General features: G+C 34.3%; 16 protein-coding genes and 1 tRNA gene. 8 read left to right on the plus strand and 9 right to left on the minus strand.

Annotated elements, in window-relative coordinates:
* Positions 1-23 precede the first annotated feature (23 nt).
* Together QLS65_RS07680 and QLS65_RS07685 are read right to left on the minus strand one after the other, a co-directional pair.
* Entirely contained in the window at positions 24-1,295 is a 1,272-nt protein-coding gene (locus QLS65_RS07680) for an MFS transporter (RefSeq protein ID WP_282716415.1), read from the minus strand.
* Positions 1,296-1,322: 27 nt separating this feature from the next.
* Complete coding sequence (locus tag QLS65_RS07685) at positions 1,323-2,855, minus strand: glycoside hydrolase family 10-like protein (protein ID WP_282716417.1); 1,533 nt, start codon at positions 2,853-2,855, stop codon at positions 1,323-1,325.
* Positions 2,856-3,102: 247 nt separating this feature from the next.
* Between QLS65_RS07685 and QLS65_RS07690 the strand changes: the two genes are divergently transcribed.
* Together QLS65_RS07690 and QLS65_RS07695 are read left to right on the plus strand one after the other, a co-directional pair.
* On the plus strand, positions 3,103-6,018 hold the full coding sequence (locus QLS65_RS07690) for an FAD-binding and (Fe-S)-binding domain-containing protein (protein ID WP_282716419.1): 2,916 nt from the start codon (positions 3,103-3,105) through the stop codon (positions 6,016-6,018).
* A gap of 274 nt (positions 6,019-6,292) precedes the next feature.
* Positions 6,293-8,224: an amino acid permease gene (locus tag QLS65_RS07695; protein ID WP_282716421.1), complete on the plus strand. Its 1,932-nt coding sequence runs from the start codon at positions 6,293-6,295 to the stop codon at positions 8,222-8,224.
* A gap of 125 nt (positions 8,225-8,349) precedes the next feature.
* On the opposite strand, the gene QLS65_RS07700 is transcribed toward QLS65_RS07695, so the two are convergent.
* Positions 8,350-9,201 carry an EamA family transporter gene (locus QLS65_RS07700; protein ID WP_282716423.1) on the minus strand — a complete coding sequence of 284 codons (852 nt, stop codon included), beginning with the start codon at positions 9,199-9,201 and terminating at the stop codon, positions 8,350-8,352.
* Positions 9,202-9,377: 176 nt separating this feature from the next.
* A tRNA-Arg gene (locus QLS65_RS07705) sits at positions 9,378-9,451 on the minus strand.
* A 70-nt stretch (positions 9,452-9,521) separates the two neighbouring features.
* On the opposite strand from QLS65_RS07705, the gene QLS65_RS07710 reads away from it, so the two are divergent.
* Positions 9,522-10,034 (plus strand): adenine phosphoribosyltransferase, encoded by a 513-nt coding sequence (locus QLS65_RS07710; RefSeq protein WP_099715253.1) that lies wholly within the window; start codon positions 9,522-9,524, stop codon positions 10,032-10,034.
* On the opposite strand, the gene QLS65_RS07715 is transcribed toward QLS65_RS07710, so the two are convergent.
* From QLS65_RS07715 to QLS65_RS07730, 4 genes are all read right to left on the minus strand, one after another.
* Positions 10,031-10,171, minus strand: a complete 141-nt coding sequence (locus QLS65_RS07715; RefSeq protein ID WP_091170625.1) for an SsrA-binding protein — start codon at positions 10,169-10,171, stop codon at positions 10,031-10,033. The genes QLS65_RS07710 and QLS65_RS07715 overlap by 4 nt on opposite strands.
* A gap of 75 nt (positions 10,172-10,246) precedes the next feature.
* Positions 10,247-12,130 (minus strand): M56 family metallopeptidase, encoded by a 1,884-nt coding sequence (locus QLS65_RS07720; protein ID WP_282716426.1) that lies wholly within the window; start codon positions 12,128-12,130, stop codon positions 10,247-10,249.
* 43 nt (positions 12,131-12,173) lie between these two features.
* Entirely contained in the window at positions 12,174-12,542 is a 369-nt protein-coding gene (locus tag QLS65_RS07725) for a BlaI/MecI/CopY family transcriptional regulator (RefSeq protein WP_099715255.1), read from the minus strand.
* A 271-nt stretch (positions 12,543-12,813) separates the two neighbouring features.
* A complete protein-coding gene (locus QLS65_RS07730) occupies positions 12,814-14,031 on the minus strand; it encodes an MDR family MFS transporter (RefSeq protein ID WP_099715256.1) in 1,218 nt (405 codons plus the stop codon).
* A gap of 282 nt (positions 14,032-14,313) precedes the next feature.
* On the opposite strand from QLS65_RS07730, the gene QLS65_RS07735 reads away from it, so the two are divergent.
* From QLS65_RS07735 to QLS65_RS07755, 5 genes are all read left to right on the plus strand, one after another.
* The gene (locus QLS65_RS07735; protein WP_282716429.1) at positions 14,314-14,916 is read left to right on the plus strand and encodes a DUF1684 domain-containing protein; all 603 of its coding nucleotides are present in this window, start codon (positions 14,314-14,316) and stop codon (positions 14,914-14,916) included.
* Positions 14,916-15,569 carry a TatD family hydrolase gene (locus tag QLS65_RS07740; RefSeq protein ID WP_282716431.1) on the plus strand — a complete coding sequence of 218 codons (654 nt, stop codon included), beginning with the start codon at positions 14,916-14,918 and terminating at the stop codon, positions 15,567-15,569. The genes QLS65_RS07735 and QLS65_RS07740 overlap by 1 nt, the downstream gene beginning before the upstream one ends.
* Positions 15,570-15,648: 79 nt before the next feature.
* Positions 15,649-16,362 (plus strand): tRNA threonylcarbamoyladenosine dehydratase, encoded by a 714-nt coding sequence (locus QLS65_RS07745; RefSeq protein ID WP_282716436.1) that lies wholly within the window; start codon positions 15,649-15,651, stop codon positions 16,360-16,362.
* A gap of 64 nt (positions 16,363-16,426) precedes the next feature.
* Complete coding sequence (locus QLS65_RS07750; RefSeq protein WP_282716441.1) at positions 16,427-17,101, plus strand: HAD family hydrolase; 675 nt, start codon at positions 16,427-16,429, stop codon at positions 17,099-17,101.
* A gap of 51 nt (positions 17,102-17,152) precedes the next feature.
* Positions 17,153-17,998 carry a DUF2911 domain-containing protein gene (locus QLS65_RS07755; protein WP_099715261.1) on the plus strand — a complete coding sequence of 282 codons (846 nt, stop codon included), beginning with the start codon at positions 17,153-17,155 and terminating at the stop codon, positions 17,996-17,998.
* Positions 17,999-18,291: 293 nt separating this feature from the next.
* Here the strand turns inward: QLS65_RS07755 and QLS65_RS07760 are convergent, their stop codons facing one another.
* Positions 18,292-20,016 carry a sodium:solute symporter family protein gene (locus tag QLS65_RS07760; RefSeq protein WP_282712662.1) on the minus strand — a complete coding sequence of 575 codons (1,725 nt, stop codon included), beginning with the start codon at positions 20,014-20,016 and terminating at the stop codon, positions 18,292-18,294.
* Positions 20,017-20,075: the final 59 nt, after the last annotated feature.

Raw genomic sequence — 20,075 nt, forward strand, 5'->3', positions numbered from 1 at the left:
TGAAACAACTTTAAATGGTAAAATTAAATATCTGATTTCTTTCCAAAATCGGCTGGAAAAATTAAAAATCGGGATAAAATTAATCCCGGTATGGTTGCCAAAAACACCCAAATAAAGAAATTTCCATACCCCAAATATTCTTGAATATAACCGCTTATCATTCCCGGAAGCATCATTCCTAATGCCATAAATCCAGTTGCAATGGAGTAGTGAGATGTTTTTGATTCTCCATCGGCCACATAAATTAAATACATCATGAAAGCGGCAAAACCAAATCCATAGCCGAATTGTTCTGCGATTACCGTTGCATAAATATAGAAAACGGAGCCAGGGTGAAAATGTGACAATAAAATGAATCCAATTATGGGTAAGTGCATGGCTAAAATCATGGGTAACATCCATTTTCCTAATCCATCTCTAGAAATAACAATGCCTCCTAAAATTCCTCCAATAGTAAGCGAAATCACACCGAAAGTCCCATAAATAACACCAACATCTTGTGTGGTTAAACCCATTCCGCCTGCAGTTATTGGATCTATTAAAAAAGGAGTCAGCATTTTCAATAGTTGGGATTCCCCTAATCTGAATAATAGAATGAAAGCCAACACTAAACCAATTTGTTTCTTTTGAAAAAAAGTTGCAAAAACAGCTCCGAAACTCTTATTTGGAACCGATTCTGTTTTTGTTTCTGAGATTTTTGCCTCAATTTTCGGAGTCGAAAAATAATTATAAATGGTAATGACAGTCATAATTAATCCTACAACTACCATCGTATACGACCAAGCTTTTTGTTTATCACCATATTCTTGTTCCAAATAACCGGCAATAACCACGATTAATCCGTTTCCGGTAAGCATGGAAAGTCTGTAAAAAGTACTTCTGATTCCAAGGAAAAAGGATTGTTGGTCTTTTTCTAAAGCCAACATATAAAATCCATCACTCGCCACATCATTAGAGGCAGATGCAAATGCGGCAACCCAAAAAACGGCTAAACTGATAACGAAAAAATTACTCAAAGGAATCGTTAAACCCACAATCAAAAAAGCTAGTGAAATGAGCAATTGCATGCTTAAAAACCACTTTCTTTTAGTCGAATAGAGATCAATAAACGGACTCCATAACGGTTTAATTACCCAAGGTAAGTACAGTAAACTGGTATAAATCCCAATGTCCTCATTGTTGATTCCGAGGTTTTTGTACATTATCACCGATACCGAAATAATAATGGCATAAGGCAATCCGGAAGCAAAGTTTAAAAGGGGAATCCAATACCAAGGTCTATTGTCTGTTTTCATTTTTAGCGTATTATATTCGATTAAATTTTATAGCGTAAAGTTCACTAAAGTTGGGTCACTTTCATTACCATAAAAATCAATGAATGTAATCGCGCAGGTTGTGTTTTTGTCTAATTTGTATGTTGGAATCACAATTTCCACAGTATCAACATTGTCTTTGAATGCTATTTTATCAAGAATTTGGCTTGGATCGTTGACATCAATTTTTGAATTGAATTTGGCACCATAAACCATAACATAACGCACTTTACTGTACAAAGGATACGTAACATTGAATCTTGATGAAATAGGATCTATCAAAATGTTATTCGCTGTGGGTACAATAGCCATTTTTTTCACGGAACTAGGAACCACAGTAGGAAGAGCAGGATATTTGTATTGGTTTTCTGTTAGTAATTTAGTCACACTTTGATTTTTATTCAAAAATGATTTGGCACTAAAAAAAGCATTTCCCTGAATGTTCTTGTAGGATCTGGTGATGTCTATTTGATTCGGAATTTCATTTGGATTATTCCATCTTTTGTCAGAATCCATGTTGATTTTATACGTTCCGTTTCCAATGTAGATTGCGGTATTTGTTGAATTTTCAGACCACCAGCGCAATAATTTTGAATAGGAAGCTTTAGGATGATCCATACTCCAGTATAATTGGGGAACAAGGTAATCAATCCATTTGTTTTCCATCCAGGCCAGAGGATCAGCGAATAAATCATCATAATTAGTTTGTCCGGCTTCTGTTTCTGAACCTTTTGGATCCACAGATTTATTTCTCCAAACTCCAAACGGGCTGATACCAAATTGTACCCAAGGTTTGATGTTTTTAATAGAAACTGAAACATCTTTCACAAAAGTATTCACATTCGAACGTCTCCAATCCTCTATACTCATTCCGTTTCCATATTTTTTGAAAGAATCGGTATCATTAAATACTTCTCCTTTTATTCTGTACGGATAAAAATAGTCATCAAAATGTATGGCATCAATGTCATAATTTTGAACCACTTCTTCCACAACGGTCAATAAATGTTTTTGAACTTCTGGTAATGCGGGATTGTAATAATATTTTCCACCGTATTTAATCATCCAGTCCGGATGTTTGAAGTAATCGTGTTCCGGACTTAATAGTGCGGTATTGTAATCCATTGTAGCACGATATGGATTTAACCAAGCATGAAATTCAAATCCACGGGCATGAGTTTCAGCAATCATCCAAGCCAATGTGTCAAAATAGGGTTTTGGAGCTTGTCCTTCTTTTCCAGTCAAAAAACGGGACCAAGGTGCTAATTTTGTTGGATAAAAAGCATCGCCGACACTTCGAATCTGAACAATTACGGCATTATAATTTAGTTTTTTATACGTGTCTAAAATCTCAATATAATCCGCTTTTTGTTTGGCTACATTATCAGTACTGGTTTTTGGCCAGTCAATATTTACCACGGTAGCAATCCAAACGGCTCTAAATTCATTTTTTGGATTTGTTGCCATTGCTTGTGCGTTACCATTCCAAAAAGAAAGTAAAAGGAACGAAATAAGCAAAAGGGTGTGCTTGTAATTTTTCATTAGAGTCTTGTTTATAAAGTATTCAAAAATAGTTTTTTTAGTGAAATTTACCAGTTAAAATGGTTTTAAAATTTGACTTATTTTAACAGCGCAATTTCTTTGCCAATTTTTTCTAAATCCGTTTGAATGCACTTTCTGACAAACCATAAAAGGATTTGAATATTTTGAATTTTTCTTATTTGATTTTTTAACTTATAATAAGGTATATATTTATATTTGTGAAAATAATAGCAATTTACTCCACTAAATGTCAATCACGCCTCAATTACAGCAATTATCCGAATCATTAGAAGGAACTCTTTTATATGATGATCTTCATAAAACATTGTATGCCACAGATGCTTCTGCGTATCGGATTATGCCAGTTGCTGTAGCGATTCCAAAATCAGAGGAGGATATTGTTAAAATTATTCGCTTTGCAGCAAAAAATAAAATTTCAATTACGCCCAGAACTGCTGGAACTTCCTTGGCAGGTCAAACAGTAGGTAACGGAATAATTGTAGATGTTTCGAAACATTTCACCAAGATTGTCGCTTTTGATTCCGCACAAAAAACGGTCACTGTACAGCCGGGAGTAATTCGGGATGAACTGAATTTATATTTAAAAGAACACGGATTGTTTTTTGGACCCAATACTTCAACCTCCAATCGATGTATGCTTGGAGGAATGGTAGGGAATAATTCATCGGGAACTACGTCGATACGCTATGGCGTTACTCGAGATAAAATAGTGGAAATTAAAGCGGTTTTGAGTGATGGAACTTCGGTAGTATTTAAAGAAATAACTTCGGCTGAATTCATTGAAAAAACAAAAGGGAACACGCTAGAAAACTCCATTTATAAAACCATATATGAGGAACTTTCGAATACAGAAAACCAAAAAGAGATTATAAAGGAATTTCCAAAACCTGAAATCCACAGAAGAAATACCGGTTACGCAATTGATTTATTATTGAAATCAGAACTTTTTGGAGGAACAGAAAATACGATAAATTTAGGGAAACTTCTTTGCGGAAGCGAAGGAACGCTGGCTTTTACTACCGAAATAACGCTGAAAGTGGATGATTTACCACCAACAAATAATGTTATGGTAGTGGCTCATTTTCATACCATTCAGGAAAGTTTAGAAGCTGTAGTTACTGCGATGAAACATCATTTGTATACCTGTGAAATGATGGATGACACGATATTGGATTGTACGAAAACCAACAGAGAACAAGTCAAAAACAGATTTTTTATACAAGGGGAACCAAAAGCGGTTATCATGCTCGAAGTAGCTTCGCATATTAGTATGGAAGATGCCGAAAGACAAGCGAATGATTTGATTGCCGATTTGGAACGAAATAATTTCGGGTATGCTTTGCCAAAAATTTATGGAGCTGATATTGATAAAATAAATGAGTTGCGAAAAGCAGGTCTCGGACTTTTAGGAAGTATTGTAGGTGATGATAAAGCGGCCGATTCTATTGAGGATACCGCTGTAGAGTTGAGTGATTTACCTAATTATATTGCTGAATTCTCTGCAATGATGGAGCGTCACGGGCAAAGTGCGATTTATTATGCTCATGCCGGTGCCGGAGAAATTCACTTGCGACCAGTTTTAAACTTAAAGACAAAAGAAGGGCTGCACCAATTTAGAAACATTGCTACCGAAGTTGCTATTTTGGTTAAAAAATACAGAGGTTCGCTGAGTGGGGAACACGGAGACGGAATTGTTCGTGGTGAGTTTTTGCCATTTATGATTGGAGACCAAAATTATGAATTGTTGAAAAGAATCAAACTTGCTTTTGACCCGAATGCCATTTTGAATGTGGGGAAAATTGTGAACGCTTTCAAAATGGATGAAAATCTTAGAGTGGAAGCTGGCAGAGTAGAACCGGATATACAAACAATTCAGGATTTTTCCGACAGTATGGGTATTTTGCGTGCCGCAGAGAAATGTAATGGTTCCGGAGATTGCAGAAAATTACCTTCGGCCGGTGGGACTTTGTGTCCAAGTTATCGTGCTACCCGAAATGAAAAAGATACGACTCGTGCCAGAGCCAATGCGTTGAGAGAATATCTGACGCATTCAGAAAAAGACAATAAATTCGATCACGAAGAATTATATAAAGTATTTGACTTGTGCGTAAGTTGTAAAGCGTGCGCGAGCGAATGTCCCAGTAATGTGGATGTGGCAGCTTTAAAATCGGAGTTTTTGTACCAATACCAAAAAGCAAATGGATTTTCATGGCGTAATAAAGTTTTTGCTTTTAATGCCAAACTGAATGGACTGGGAAGTATCACTCCAAGGTTTACTAATTTTATGGTGAATTTACCTTTGGTGAAAAAAAGCATGGGAATTGCACCAAAAAGAGAAGTGCCGCTTTTGGCTCCACAAACTTTTAGGAAATGGTATGAGAAAAATTGGAATCAGGCGCCAAGTGATTCTTTTGTAAATGGAAAAGTATGTTTGTTTTGTGATGAATTCACTAATTTCTATGATGTTTCGGTTGGAATCGATGCGTACGAGTTATTGACAACATTAGGATATGAAGTGATTCTGGTGGATCATGAAGAAAGCGGAAGAGCGTTTATTTCTAAAGGTTTTCTCGAAGAAGCAAAAGCAATTGCGAATATAAACGTTGGTATTTTTTCGAATTATATTACTGCTGATTGTCCGTTGATAGGAATTGAACCTTCGGCGATATTGACATTTAGAGATGAATATATTCGATTGGCTGACGATAAAGAAGGTGCTGAAAAATTAGCCAAAAACGTATTTACGATTGAAGAGTTTTTCAAAAATGAGATTACTTCAGGTAAAATTCATGCAGAACAATTTTCTGACGAAGAGAAAACGATAAAAATTCACGGACACTGTCATCAAAAGTCATTGAGTACGATTGAAGCGACTTTTGCAATGTTAAATGTGCCGAAAAATAGTTCGGTTACCATTTATAATTCGGGTTGTTGTGGTATGGCAGGTTCTTTTGGATATGAAAAAGAACATTATGAAATCAGCATGCAAATGGGTGAAGATACATTGTTTCCAAAAATTAGAACAACAGACTCAACAACAACTATTGCTGCGGCGGGAACCAGTTGTCGCCACCAGATTTTTGACGGAACTAGCAGAAAAGCATTGCATCCGGTGACAATTTTAAGGAGTTGTTTGAAATAATCAACACATCAGAATACGTTTTAAAGAGAACAGAAAAATATTTTTCATTTTTAATAGATTTTCTTTTTTAAGGTTAAAATTATTTTATTTGACTTTTTTAGTTGAAAAATAAATCATTTTAAACGTATTGAAAAATAATAAAAAAAAATAGTTGGAGAAACGGCATTAGTTCAATTTGTTTTATACTTTTGATTTTTGAAGATTATTTGCATAATATCTAACATAAAAACATATAATTTACAGTATATTAATTTTTAATGATAAAATTTACAATATGGCGTTAAACGGTTTATTCAGAAAAAAGACAGTACAGGATATTTTAAAACAAGTTGAGAAAAATAATACTGATGGACATAATGCCTTAGGTAAACATTTGACTGCACGAGATTTGACTGCTTTTGGAATCGCTGCAATTGTAGGAGCCGGTATTTTTAGTACCATTGGAAAAGCAAGTGCCGATGGAGGTCCTGCAGTTATCTTTCTATTCTTGTTTACTGCTATAGCCTGTAGTTTTGCTGCTTTTGCTTATGCAGAATTCGCCTCGATGGTTCCTGTTTCCGGAAGTGCTTATACGTATTCGTATGTTGCTTTTGGAGAAATTATTGCTTGGATTATTGGTTGGGCATTAATAATGGAATATTCTGTGGGTAATATAACGGTCGCCATATCGTGGAGTGATTATTTTACAGGTTTACTGGAGAGTGGAGGTCTTCATTTACCACAATGGGTTCAAATGGATTTCTTGTCCGCCTCTAGAGGGTTTGATGATGCTACTGCACTGATGCAAGGAGGAAAAGAGTATGCCAACTTAAGTCCTGCTTTGCAAGATGCTTACACGGCATGGATAACTTCACCTGTTATTGGTTCATTTCATTTCGTAGCGGATCTTCCGGCATTATTAATTATTGTTTTAATCACAGCATTGATTTATCGCGGGATGAAAGAATCCCGAAATGCGAGTAATATCATGGTGGTTGTGAAACTGTGTATCGTTCTTTTAGTAATCGCTGTAGGTGTGTTTTATGTAGATACTGCTAATTGGGATCCATTTGCACCTAATGGAGTTACAGGAGTTTTGAAAGGAGTTTCAGCAGTGTTTTTTGCTTACATCGGTTTTGATGCTATTTCAACAACAGCAGAAGAATGTAAAGATCCACAACGCGATTTGCCAAGAGGAATGATGTGGGCCATTATTATATGTACCATTTTATATATTGCTATAGCGTTAGTATTAACAGGAATGGTTTCTTATGACCAATTGAATGTAGGTGATCCATTAGCTTTTGTATTTGAAAAATTAGACTTAAAATGGATGTCGGGAATTATTGCGGTTAGTGCAGTTGTGGCTATGGCGAGTGTTTTATTGGTTTTCCAAATGGGACAGCCGCGTATCTGGATGAGTATGAGTCGTGATGGATTGTTGCCAAAACGCTTTTCAAAAGTGCATCCAAAATATAAAACACCTTCTTACGCGACTATTGTTACTGGTTTTGTAGTAGCAGTTCCAGCTTTGTTTTTGAACTTAACATTGGTTACAGATTTGTGTAGTATTGGGACTTTATTCGCTTTTGTATTGGTTTGTGCTGGAGTTTTGGCTTTGCAAAACAAGACTGATATTCCAAGAGGAAAGTTCAAAACACCGTATGTGAATTCAAAATTTATTATGCCGGTTTTGCTTATTATCGGATTGGTATTTGCTTTTGGATACAATAAGAAAGCGACTATGGATTTCATAACCAATGAAACTCAAATCAATAGTGCTGGGGATATAATCACATCGTTAAATAAAGAAGAAACTCAAAAAGTGTATGAGTATTTAGTAACGATTGATGCTAAAAATAGTAGTACTGAAACACCGGATTTAGAAAATTTGTTAAGTCAATACCAACAGGATGATGCAAAATACGCTTCAGTAATTGCTGGTATGCCAATTGTAGATTCTGTTAAATATGAAAGTGGTTTTGGTTTATTTAAACATAAAATTCCAATGTGGATTTTCCTAATTGTTTTAGCTGGATTGACGATTTGGTCTTACAAAGAAAATTTATCTTTAATACCATTATTAGGCTTAATATGTTGTTTGTATATGATGGCAGAGCTTAGCGTTTGGAACTGGATTTATTTTGGAGTTTGGCTTTTAATTGGATTGGTAATCTATTTTAGCTTTAGCCGAAAAAACAGTAAGTTGAATGGTGTAGAAATTTAAAAACAATCTCATTTATAATAAAACCGTCTCGTTAAAAGTAGACGGTTTTTTTGTGCTTTTTAGTTAAATATTAAAGTGGTATTGTGTCCAAAATTAATTTATTAGACTTAAGAAATGGATTGGTTTTACTGTTGTGAGAGCACAATTAAAACAATCGCTATTAAAGCTAAAAACAGCCCTGTAAAATTCATTTTGCTCAATTTTTCTTTAAAAATTAGAACGCCTACAAGACTGCCGACGACAATCACTCCCATATTCATACCAGCAAAAACGGTTGAAGGGTTTTTTGAAAATTCCTGATGTGCCTTAAGGTAGAAAAGAATATTTCCAAAATTGAAAATACCCACTAAACCGCCAAAAAGAATGTTATGGATATTTATTATCACTTTTTTTAAAATTACTTCGTAAGCAACCACAGTAATCATAATAGTCATCGCTATTCCTAAAATTACAAATAATGAAGTAGTATAAGGCAAACTGGTATAAGTAGCAATTTTTTTGAAGAGGATATCTATAACTCCAAAGCCAATCAAAACTACCGCTGGATAACCCCATTTGTTTTTAGTGTTTTCGGTATTTTTTGTAAGAATAAACAACAGTGCTGGTATTGCCAATACAAAAGCCGAAATTTTCAGTATATTAAATTCTTCTTTGAAAAGTAACCATGACGCAAGAACAGGAATGAACAATGAGAGCCTCTGGGCCGCATCTGTTTTTACTATTCCCATGTGTTTGATGGATGCCGCCAAAAAAAGAAAAATGGAAGGTAATAAAATTCCAATAGTAATATAAAGCCACCATGGCGCTGTAGTTTCAACAGTATTTAAATCTGGACTAAATGCCACATAGCAAAGTATGCATGCAAACAGGTAATTCCAAGTGACTATCTGGGTGTGGCTGATGGTATATTTACGAGCGACTTTAAATATCACGCCCACGGTCACACTGCAAATAATACTTAAGATTAGAAATAACATAGATTTATATATTTATGCTGTAAAATTACTATTTATATGCTTGGATTGCCCATCCATCTTTTGAAAAGGACTCGTATTTATTTTTTGATTTATTTTTTTTAAATTGGTAGTACTAAATGCAGTAAGAGTACTGGGGGTATAACCATAAAAAAACCCCAACGTTTGTTGGGGTTTTGTGACCTTGACTGGATTCAAACCAGTAACCTCTTGAGCCGTAATCAAGTGCGCTATTCAGTTGCGCCACAAGGCCTTTATGCGGGTGCAAATATAGGTATTATTGTGTAATTTGCAAGTCTAAATTTATAAAAAAATAAAAAAATATGCCACTAAAGAATTATATACGTGATATTCAGGGATTTCCTAAAGAAGGAATTTTGTTTAAAGACATAACTCCGTTGCTAATTGAGCCCGAAGCAAGGAATAAATGCCTTGAAATATTGGTTTCATCCTTAAAAGATAAAAAAATTGACAAGGTAATAGGAGTAGAGAGCCGTGGATTTTTCTTTGGAATGTTGATTGCACAGGAATTAAATGTTGGTTTTATTCCAGTTAGAAAACCTAACAAGTTGCCTTACGAAACCATTTCGGCAACGTATGATTTGGAATATGGAACGGATACTTTAGAAATTCATACCGATGCGATTCAAAAAGGTGACCGAATTCTGATTCACGACGATGTTTTGGCAACTGGAGGAACGGCGAAAGCAGTTTGTGAATTAGTGGAACGATTAGGCGGTGAAATCGTGCAATGCAATTTCCTTATGGAATTAGCTTTCTTGAATGGAAGGGCGAAAATCAAAGGGAATGAAATTTTTGCTGCGATTACGTATTAATCCAGCGCACGTGTGGTTACATAATACCTAAAACCAATAATTGCCATTTGCCATTTCTTGGCTTTCGCCAAATCCAATCGCTGTTTGGTAAAACTAGGTAAAATGACTTTGTTGATTTGTGCCAGGATTTTATACATACCGTTTTGTTTTGGACAAAGATATAAAAAAAGACGGTCTTGATTAGGACCGTCTTTTGGGGTTTTATGAGGATATTATTTTTTTCTTTCGCGTTCCAAGTTAGAATGGTATTCTTCCATTTGTTGTTCGTACACTTTCATTTTTTTCTCAAAAGCTTCCATTTCTTTATTGAATGGTTCCATTTTTTTATCAAATTCTCCCATTTGCTTATCGAAAGCTTCCATTTGAGGCTCCAATTTTTTCATTTTAGCCTCAAAGTCCTCCATTTTTTTTTCAAACTCTTTCCAAGCTTTTTTATCTCCTTTAATTGGGTCACCTTTTGGTGCTTTTGGCGCTTTTGGAAATGCAGGAGGAGCTGGAGTTTTAATATTAAAAACTGGCGGTGTTGGAGGCGTTGGAGGAACTGGTAAATTTTTCTCTTGAGAATATTGGATTCCATTTTTGGTTATAATTCGGATTGTTTTATCATCTTTATTAACATCCATTCTCTCAATTTTACTTTGATCTAAACGGTCTAATTCATTTTGAGACACTTTTTCGTTGTTGATGTAAATGTCATTTTCGTTAATCATTTTCCTATGATTATTAGTAATGATTCGGATTTCCTGTTTGTCATCATTCTTATTCACATTCATGGCCGCAATTTCTTTAGGATTAATTTTATCTAAATCATCTTGACTTACTTTTTTGCCGTTGATAAAAATTTCTTTTTCAGATACTGACGGTGCATTTGGAGCAATAACAATACTTTCTTGATTAATAATTGTTTCATCCGAACCAAAATTCACAGTAAGCATTCCATTATCGTCTTTAGATACTATAATTCCAAATTCATTTATTGCCTCAGTTCCTTTTGTTTCCATTTTCTGTGCAATTTCTTTTCCCTTTTTCAAATCAACTTTTATTGCGGTCAATTCGTTTTTGGAATTTCTTTTGATTCCGGAAAAAGTAGCAATTATGGCATAGTTTTCTTTTAAATTGCTAGATTTTTCTTTTAATTCCTCATCAGTAGTATTTTTATTTATTTTGTATACATCCACTGATTTTTCATTTGCCTTTATGATTTCTGTTGTTGCTTGGACAGCTGTTTTCTCCTGTGCAATTACATTTACTTGGAAAAGTATCACAAATGCTACTAAAGCGGGAATTATTAATACATACTTCCAAGAATTCGATTTTTTTGATTGATTTTTGTTTAACATAACGATTCGTTTTTTGATTAATGATTGATAAAAATGATTGGTAATGGCAACACAATTCTCGTGTGTTGTTATTTTTAAAAGTGTAAACTGATACGCTTTTTTGTCGGATATCTTTTTTGTAGCTTCGTTATCGGCAATGAATTCCAGGTTTTGTAAAATCGCCTTTTTGTACAGCCAAATTAAAGGATTGAACCAAAAAAGAATACAAAATAGTCTTGAAATCAATACGTCTACAGTATGATTTTGATCGCTATGCACTTTTTCGTGTTCCAAAATATTCTCTAATTCGGAGCTGCTGTATAAGGACGAGTTGTAAACGATAGTATTAAAATAAGAAAATGGAGCAACGTTTTCTGTGGTATCGATAAATTTAAAATCAGCTTGATTTTGGATCGTTTTTCCTTTCAAAACGGTATTTAAACTATAAAAATCGAACACAAATTTTCCCATAAATAAAATTATTCCAATTGCGTATGTAATTCCAAAAACTATATACCAATTGATTTCAAAAGGTTCGTTTTCGATACTATTTGTTATTGGAATTCGTGACCAATCAATATTCTTGGAGCTTGATTCTACCATTATTATTTTGGTATAAACCACTAACGGCAAAACCGCAGAAGTGAATAAACCCAATAAGAGAAACCAACGATTACTGGTAAAAAAGGTTTCTTTTCGCAACATAAAATAATAAGCCAAATAAAACAGAGCGATTAATCCACTGGATTTGATAAGGTAAATGTATAATGCTTCCATACGATTCTTGATTTTATTCTGGAGTTGTTTTTTTAAAGAAGGATTATTTTTCTTCTTTTTGAGTTTCTATCATTGCCAAAATCTCACGTAATTCGGCCGCAGAAATTTTCTCTTCTTTGGCAAAATGGGAGACCATGTTTTTATAGGAGCTGTTGAAATAATTATCGATTGCCGTGTTCATGAAGCGTTTTCTATAGTCTTCTAAACTCACGATAGGATAGTATTGGTGCGTGTTCCCAAAGGCATTGTGCGATACAAAACCTTTTTCTTCCAGATTCCGCACAATAGTAGAAAGCGTGTTGTAATGGGGTTGCTCTTCTGTGATTTCTGCCATGACTTCTTTTACGAATGCTTTTTTGAGCTTCCATAAAATGTGCATGATTTCTTCTTCTTTGTTCGTCAGTTTTTGCATGATTTTTTTATTTGAATCAAACTTACAACTATATTTTTAGTTATGCAACTAAAAATATAGTTAATTAACTAAAAAAACAGGTTTCATGCCAAAATCAATTTTTTTTAGCACTAAAACATCAAAGTCAAACAAGTTTATTTAGGAACTAAGTAACAACCATTATATTACGTTGTGTTTAAAAACTAGGCAAAATGACACAACAGATTGATTTAAAACTACTGTTTACAATATTGCGCGTTTTGACTTTATGACGTTTAAACTTTTGACTTACTTATTTGTTTTCCTGTTGGATTAATTTTTGCAACCAAATGCAACCGACAACCGAAAGAATTCCTAAACTTCCCATGACAAACCAATTGGTTTGGTAGCCAAATACTGCAATGATTTCCAGTCCGGTTTTTGAACTCGCAATATGCGCTAAGCTGAAACTCATTGTAAACAAAGCCATGTAGCGACCTTCGTGACCTTTTGGTGCTCGGCTTAAAGCGAAAGAATTGGAAAAAGGGAAGATGAACATTTCTCCAAAAGTGATAAAAAGTATACTCACAATTAATATTCCAGCCCAAATATTAATCATTAAAACATAGAAACTAATAGACATTAGCAGCGAACCCCAAAGAATAATTTTGAGTTTATCGATGTTTTTTCTTTGGCTGATACTCACGATTGGCATTTCCAAAAAGAAAATCAACAGTCCATTTAATGATAATAAAAGTCCGCTTTGAAATTCAGTCAGCCCAAATTTTTCATTGTGATACAATGGCAAAGTGGTAAAAAGTTGAAAGAAAAGCATTGCCGTTATAAAACAGATAAAGAGAAAAATCCAAAATATCTTGTCTTTGAAAACGGAAGCAGGTATTTCGGTTTCGCTATCTGCTGTATTCAAATCGGCTGGTTTTTTGCGTTCTTTTACCAATAATGTAAAAATCAAAATAGATACAATGCAAGAACTTCCATCTACCCAAAATAATCCGCTGTAGCCTAAATTCATAATGATTAATCCTCCCAAGGCCGGTCCTGCAGTAAATCCTAAATTCACTGCTAATCGAACTAAAGTCAATGCTCTGGTACGGTTTTCAGGTTTCGCATACGTCCCCAGAGAAACAAACATAGCAGGACGAAACATATCGGCAACGGTCATAATGAAGAACATTGCAAAACACAATCCCCAAAAAGTTCGCACGTATTGTACTAAAAACAGCAATATTCCACTGGTGAATAAGCTGAAAACCATGATTCTGTAAAAACCTATTTTATCGGATAATTTCCCGCCAAGCCAAGATCCTAACATAGAACCAAAACCAAAAGCAACCATAATCCATCCGACTTGAGCATAGGAAAAATTTAAATCTTCTTTTAAATATTTGGATAAAAAAGGCAAAACCATCGTACCGGCACGATTGATAAAAGTAATCAGCGTAAGAATCCAAACTTCTCTTGTAAATCCTCTGAAATTATTTATGTAGCGTTGAAAAGCAGTTTTGAGCATATCTAAAGTTATAATTTCACAAAGGTAGAAAACTTTGTACCGATGCGTCTTTGTGTCCTAGTAACTTTTAAACTATTTTTGCATAAAATTATATATGATTGTCCGTTAAGCAGACAAAAATTTTTATTTTATTTTTTTAACCATTAAGAGATTAAGAAAATTAAGTTTTTTATCCTTAATGAACCTTAACTTCTTAATGGTTCAAGAGAAAATAACTTTATTTTTTTTAGACAAACAAAATTTCGATTGTTATTATTAACGGATAGTCAAAAAATTATAAATATGAGAACACTATTTACTTTATTGCTTTTGGTACAATTGAATTTTGGCTTTGGCCAAGATAAATTTGATGTTTCGGCTGTAGCCAAATTTCAAAAGGAATTAAATACAGAATATGCGGAGGCAAAGACAAGTCCTTTAACTGCAGAAGATTTAGCGGAATTCAAAACACTTGATTTTTATCCTGTTGACGAAAAGTTTTTTGTGACTGCTACTTTTGTCAGAACAGAAAACGAGAAACCTTTTGAAATGAAAACGTCAACAGACAGAAAACCATTGTATGTAAAATATGGGGAGCTTTCTTTTACAATTGACGGTCAGGATTTGAAACTGAATGTGTACAAGAATATTGAGCTTTCCAAAAAAGAAGAATATAAAGACTATTTATTTCTGCCGTTTTCAGATTTGACTTCAGGAAAAGAAAGTTACATTGGCGGGAAATATATCGATTTAAGAATCCCAAAAGCAGATACGATTGTGATTGATTTTAATACATCATACAATCCGTATTGCGCTTATAATCCTAAGTATTCCTGTCCAAAAGTTCCATTGGAAAACGATTTAAATATCGAGATAAAAGCTGGGGTTAAAAAATTTCACGACTAATGGAATTCTTTAATCTGCATACGCATAAATGGACCAATCAGCCCAATGTGTTGGAATTAGTGAATCAATATCCACAGGAATTTGATGCCACAATTCCGTATTATTCCGTCGGGATTCATCCGTGGTTTATCGTTGAAGAACGAATAGAAGCTGATTTGGCGATAATCGAAAGTAAATTAAAAGAGGGGAATTGTCTCGCTGTGGGCGAATGTGGATTGGACAAACGCATCGAAATTCCAATGGAATTACAACAAATGGTTTTCGAAAAGCAATTGCTTTTGGCACAGCAATATCAAAAACCAGTGGTAATACATTGTGTCGCGGCTTTTCAGGAATTGATTTCAATTAAGAAAAAAATGAATATTTCAGTTCCAATGTTGATTCATGGATTTTCGAAAAATGCACCAGTTGCCAAACAATTAGTGGACAATGGATTTTATATTTCGTTTGGAAAATATTTATTGCTAAATCAGGAATTAGAAACGGTTTTTAAAAGCGTTCCCAATAATCGATTTTTTCTGGAAACGGATACGGTTGAAGAGGGAATTGAGGCAGTTTATGAACTAGCCGCAAAATACAAAGGAATTTCTGTGGAAGAAATACAGGAAATGGTGAATAGTAATTTTTTGGAAGTATTCAAGATTGAACTATAATTGATTTAAGAATGTAGATTAACGATTGTTGATTTCAGATTTTTGAGAGCAACAAACTATAAACAATAAACTAAAGAAAATGGCAGAATGGACAGAAAGAGCCGAACTTTTATTCAAAAAAGAAGGTTTAGATAATTTAAAAAAGGCAAATGTATTGGTTGTAGGATTGGGTGGTGTTGGTTCTTTTGCAGCTGAATTTTTGGCAAGAGCAGGAGTGGGAACCATGACTATTGTTGATGGCGACGTAGTTGATATTACCAATATAAACCGACAATTACCCGCTTTACATTCGACCGTGGGGCAACCCAAAGTAACTGTTGTTGGTGATCGATTGATGGACATTAATCCAGAATTGAAATTGACTCGCGTACAAGAATTCCTCTCGCCGGAGCGTGCTTTCGAAATTGTTTCAGAGGAATTTGACTATGTTTTGGATTGCATCGACAGTGTGACTCCAAAGTTGAATTTGATTATTGGCGCCAAGCGAAAAAGAGTAAAAATCATAAGTAGTATGGGCGCTGGCGGGAAAATGGAAGCTTCTAAAGTGAAAGTAACGGATATTAAGAATACCGTGAATTGCTTCTTTGCTAAAACGATCCGAAGACGATTGAAAGAGGTGAAAATTGATAAACTGAAAGTGGTTTTTTCTTCTGAAATTCAAGACGAGACGAGTTTAAAAATGACAGATGGATCCAATTTTAAGAAATCTTTTTACGGAACCAATAGTTACATGCCGGGATTATTTGGTTTGTATGCTGCAGAAACCGTGATTCGCTATTTACTAAAAAAATAATGTTCAGTTTTTTTGTCCTCGTTTCAGAGATAAAAAATTCATAATTCATAACTCATAATTTTAAATGATACAAACCGTAATTTTTGACATGGATGGTGTAATTGTCGACACTGAACCCGTACACCGTTATGCTTATTTCAAACAATTTGACGAATTAAATATTACTGTTACAGAGGAAATGTATACTTCATTTACCGGTTTTTCTACTCGAAATACGTTTCAGAAATTGAAAGAAATTTTCGTAATAGAACAGGAAGTAGAAGATTTAATTCAAAGAAAACGCAATATTTTTAATGATGCTTTTGATAGTAAAGCTGATTTAGAATTACTGGAAGGTGTTGAAAATCTTATTAAAGAATTGCATCAAAATGGCATGCAGTTGATTCTGGCTTCTTCAGCATCCAAAGTTACTATTGAACGTGTGTTTTTCAGATTTAAGTTACATGACTATTTTACGCATGTGGTAAGTGGGGAAGATTTTCCTAAATCGAAACCACATCCTGCTATTTTTGAACATGCAGCAAGTTTATCAATTGCACCAAAAGAAAGTTGTATCGTCATTGAAGACAGCACGAATGGGATAAAAGCGGCGAAAGCTGCCGGAATTTTGTGTGTGGGTTACAACAGTATTCACTCTGAGGCGCAAGATTTATCAGAAGCTGATGTTGTTATTAATCATTTTAACGAATTAGGTTTTAATGATGTTAAGAATATTGATTCTAAATTAAGGAATAATTAACATTTGAAAGCCACTGAATTTGTAAATTTGGAAAACATAAAAATTTAAAACATGAAAAAAATAATCATTGTATTTGCCATTATTATAGCAAATTTCACCATTGAGGCACAAGTGAAAACACCTCAGTCAAGTCCAAAATCGACAATCATGCAAGCCGTAGGTTTGACAGATGTTGAGATTAATTATTCAAGACCAAGCGCAAAAGGAAGAGCTGTTTTTGGTAACTTGATTCCTTTTGGAAAAGTATGGAGAACTGGAGCTAATGAAAATACAACTGTATCTTTTAGCGACGATGTTGTTATTGATGGTAAAACCTTGAAAAAAGGAAAATATTCCTTGTACACTATTCCAAAAATAGAAAGCTGGGAAATAATATTTTATAAAACTACTGATAACTGGGGGAATCCAGAAGAGTGGAAAGAAGAAAATGTGGCGCTTAGAGCTACTGTTAAACCAGAAACTTTGAATAAAAGTGTGGAAACTTTCACTATTGGAATTGGAGGTTTAGATAACAATTTTGCATTTTTAGAAATTTACTGGGAGAACTCATATGCAGCTGTAAAATTTGAAGTACCTACTCAACAAAAAGCAACGGCTAATATCGAGAAAGCATTAGCGGGACCAACTGGAGCAGATTATTTTTCTGCTGCTCAATTTTTGTTTCAATCGAATGGTGACAATGCAAAAGCATTGGTTTATGTAAACAAAGCGTTGGATATGTCTAAAGACAAACCATTTTGGTACAACAGATTGAAGTCTTTGATTCAAGCTAAACTTGGAGATAAAAAAGGTGCTATCGAAACGGCTAAATTATCTCTTGCAGCGGCTGAAATTGCTAAAAACCAAGACTACGTAAAAATGAATAAAGACAGTATTGCAGAGTGGAGTAAAAACTAATTATTCTAACTGTTTTACAAAAACATCCCGTCTTGATTATCGAGACGGGATTTTTTTTTGAACTTTTAGACTGTGTAATTTATTAGATGGTTGCGTATAAAGTATTCATAGAATTATCATTGCTTCGCCAGTTCGCTATCGCTCACTTCCGAAGTAGAAGAGATTTTTACGTAAGAACATTTAGAAATTAAAAAAACAACCGCAGATTCACAGATTAGCAATATAAAAATCTGTGAATTTGCGGTTAATAGTTTTTAAAAACTAAAAACAATAATTTGTTTTACTATCCTTATTTAAGCTGTAATCGCTTTCTGTTTTCTGAAAATAGTCCATTGTAACAGCAACGAAATAACTATCGTTAACATTGCTCCGATGAAATTAAGCCATAAATAACCCAGTTTTTCTTCTCCGCTTGGGAAAATATAAATAGCGTAATAGTAAATGATAAAAATAGTGATCTGACTTATTACGGCGCTGTAAAAAATAGCTTTGGATTGTACCTTGTGTATGTAAAAACCAACCAGAAAGATTCCCAATACAGTTCCGTAAAATATGGATCCAATGATGTTTACCAATTGAATTAAATTTTCAAACAGCGTTCCAATACACGCAAAAAGTATTGCAATAACTCCCCACAATAAGGTAAAGAATTTTGTAGCATACAGATAATGTCTTTCTGATTTTTCTTCTTTTACATTCCGTTTGTAAATATCAATTGCGGTTGTAGATGCCAATGCATTCAGTCCTGAAGCGGTAGAAGACATGGCAGCTGAAATGATAACGGCCAGCAATAAACCAATAAGTCCTTTGGGTAAATAATTAAGGATAAAGTGGAAAAAAACATAATCTTTATCATTGGTTTCACTGTTGCTATCGGCTTTCAGGATTATTTCTTTAGCCCGATCTCTTAAATCTTTTTCTTTATTGGACAAAGCCACTAATTCTTTTCGAAGGATGGGATTGTCATAATCTTGATTGAGCTGATCAATATACAACAGATTAATTACTTTTTTATCTTCGGATAAATCGCCTAATTTTTTCTCCAAAGCATTGTATTCGCCTTTGTAAGCCGATTTTTCAATCATGGCTTTGTTGTTTGGATTAAAATTTAACGGAACAGGATTGAATTGGAAAAAAACAAAAACCATAACTCCGGTCAATAAAATGAAGAACTGCATCGGTACTTTTAAAAGTCCGTTCATGATTAGCCCCATTTGACTTTCCCGAACTGATTTTCCTGATAAATAACGTCCTACCTGCGATTGATCAGTTCCAAAATAAGCCAATGCTAGGAAAAAACCTCCTGTGATTCCGCTCCAAAAAGTATATTTTTCCTCTGGGTCAAAGGAAAAATTGACAATATTCATTTTGTCATTTGCGCCAGCAATATGCAACGCACTGGTAAATGTCATATCATTAGGTAAATAATGCAATATCAGAAAAAAGGTGATTAGCATTCCCGACATAATCACAAACATTTGTTGTTTCTGAGTTACATTGACTGCTTTTGTTCCTCCCGAAAAGGTATAAATGATAACCAATACACCAATAATAATATTCATGTACGTAAGATTCCAACCCAAAATTGCCGACAAAATAATTGCTGGTGCATAAATGGTTAATCCGGTTCCTAAACCTCTTTGGAACAAGAAAAGAATGGCAGCAAGGGAACGGGTTTTTAAATCAAATCTTTTTTCGAGGTATTCATAAGCCGTATATACTTTGTATTTGTGGTACAAAGGGATAAAGGTGACGCAAATTACCACCATAGCAATTGGCAATCCAAAGTAGAATTGTACAAATCCCATTCCGTCATGATAGGCTTGTCCTGGAGTGGAAAGAAATGTAATTGCACTGGCTTGTGTTGCCATAACAGAAAGTCCCACAATATGCCAAGGCGTTTCATTACTACCCAGAATAAAGTCTTCAACATTTTTACTTCCTTTAGTTTTCCAAGCACCGTAAATTACGATGAACAATAAAGTAACTATGAGTATAACCCAATCAAATAATTGCATAATTTAAGAGTATAATTTCATGATGAGACAAAAGATCAGGATGTATATTGCATTGGCTA

This window comes from Flavobacterium algoritolerans (assembly GCF_030010385.1).
GTDB classification, from domain to species: domain Bacteria; phylum Bacteroidota; class Bacteroidia; order Flavobacteriales; family Flavobacteriaceae; genus Flavobacterium; species Flavobacterium algoritolerans.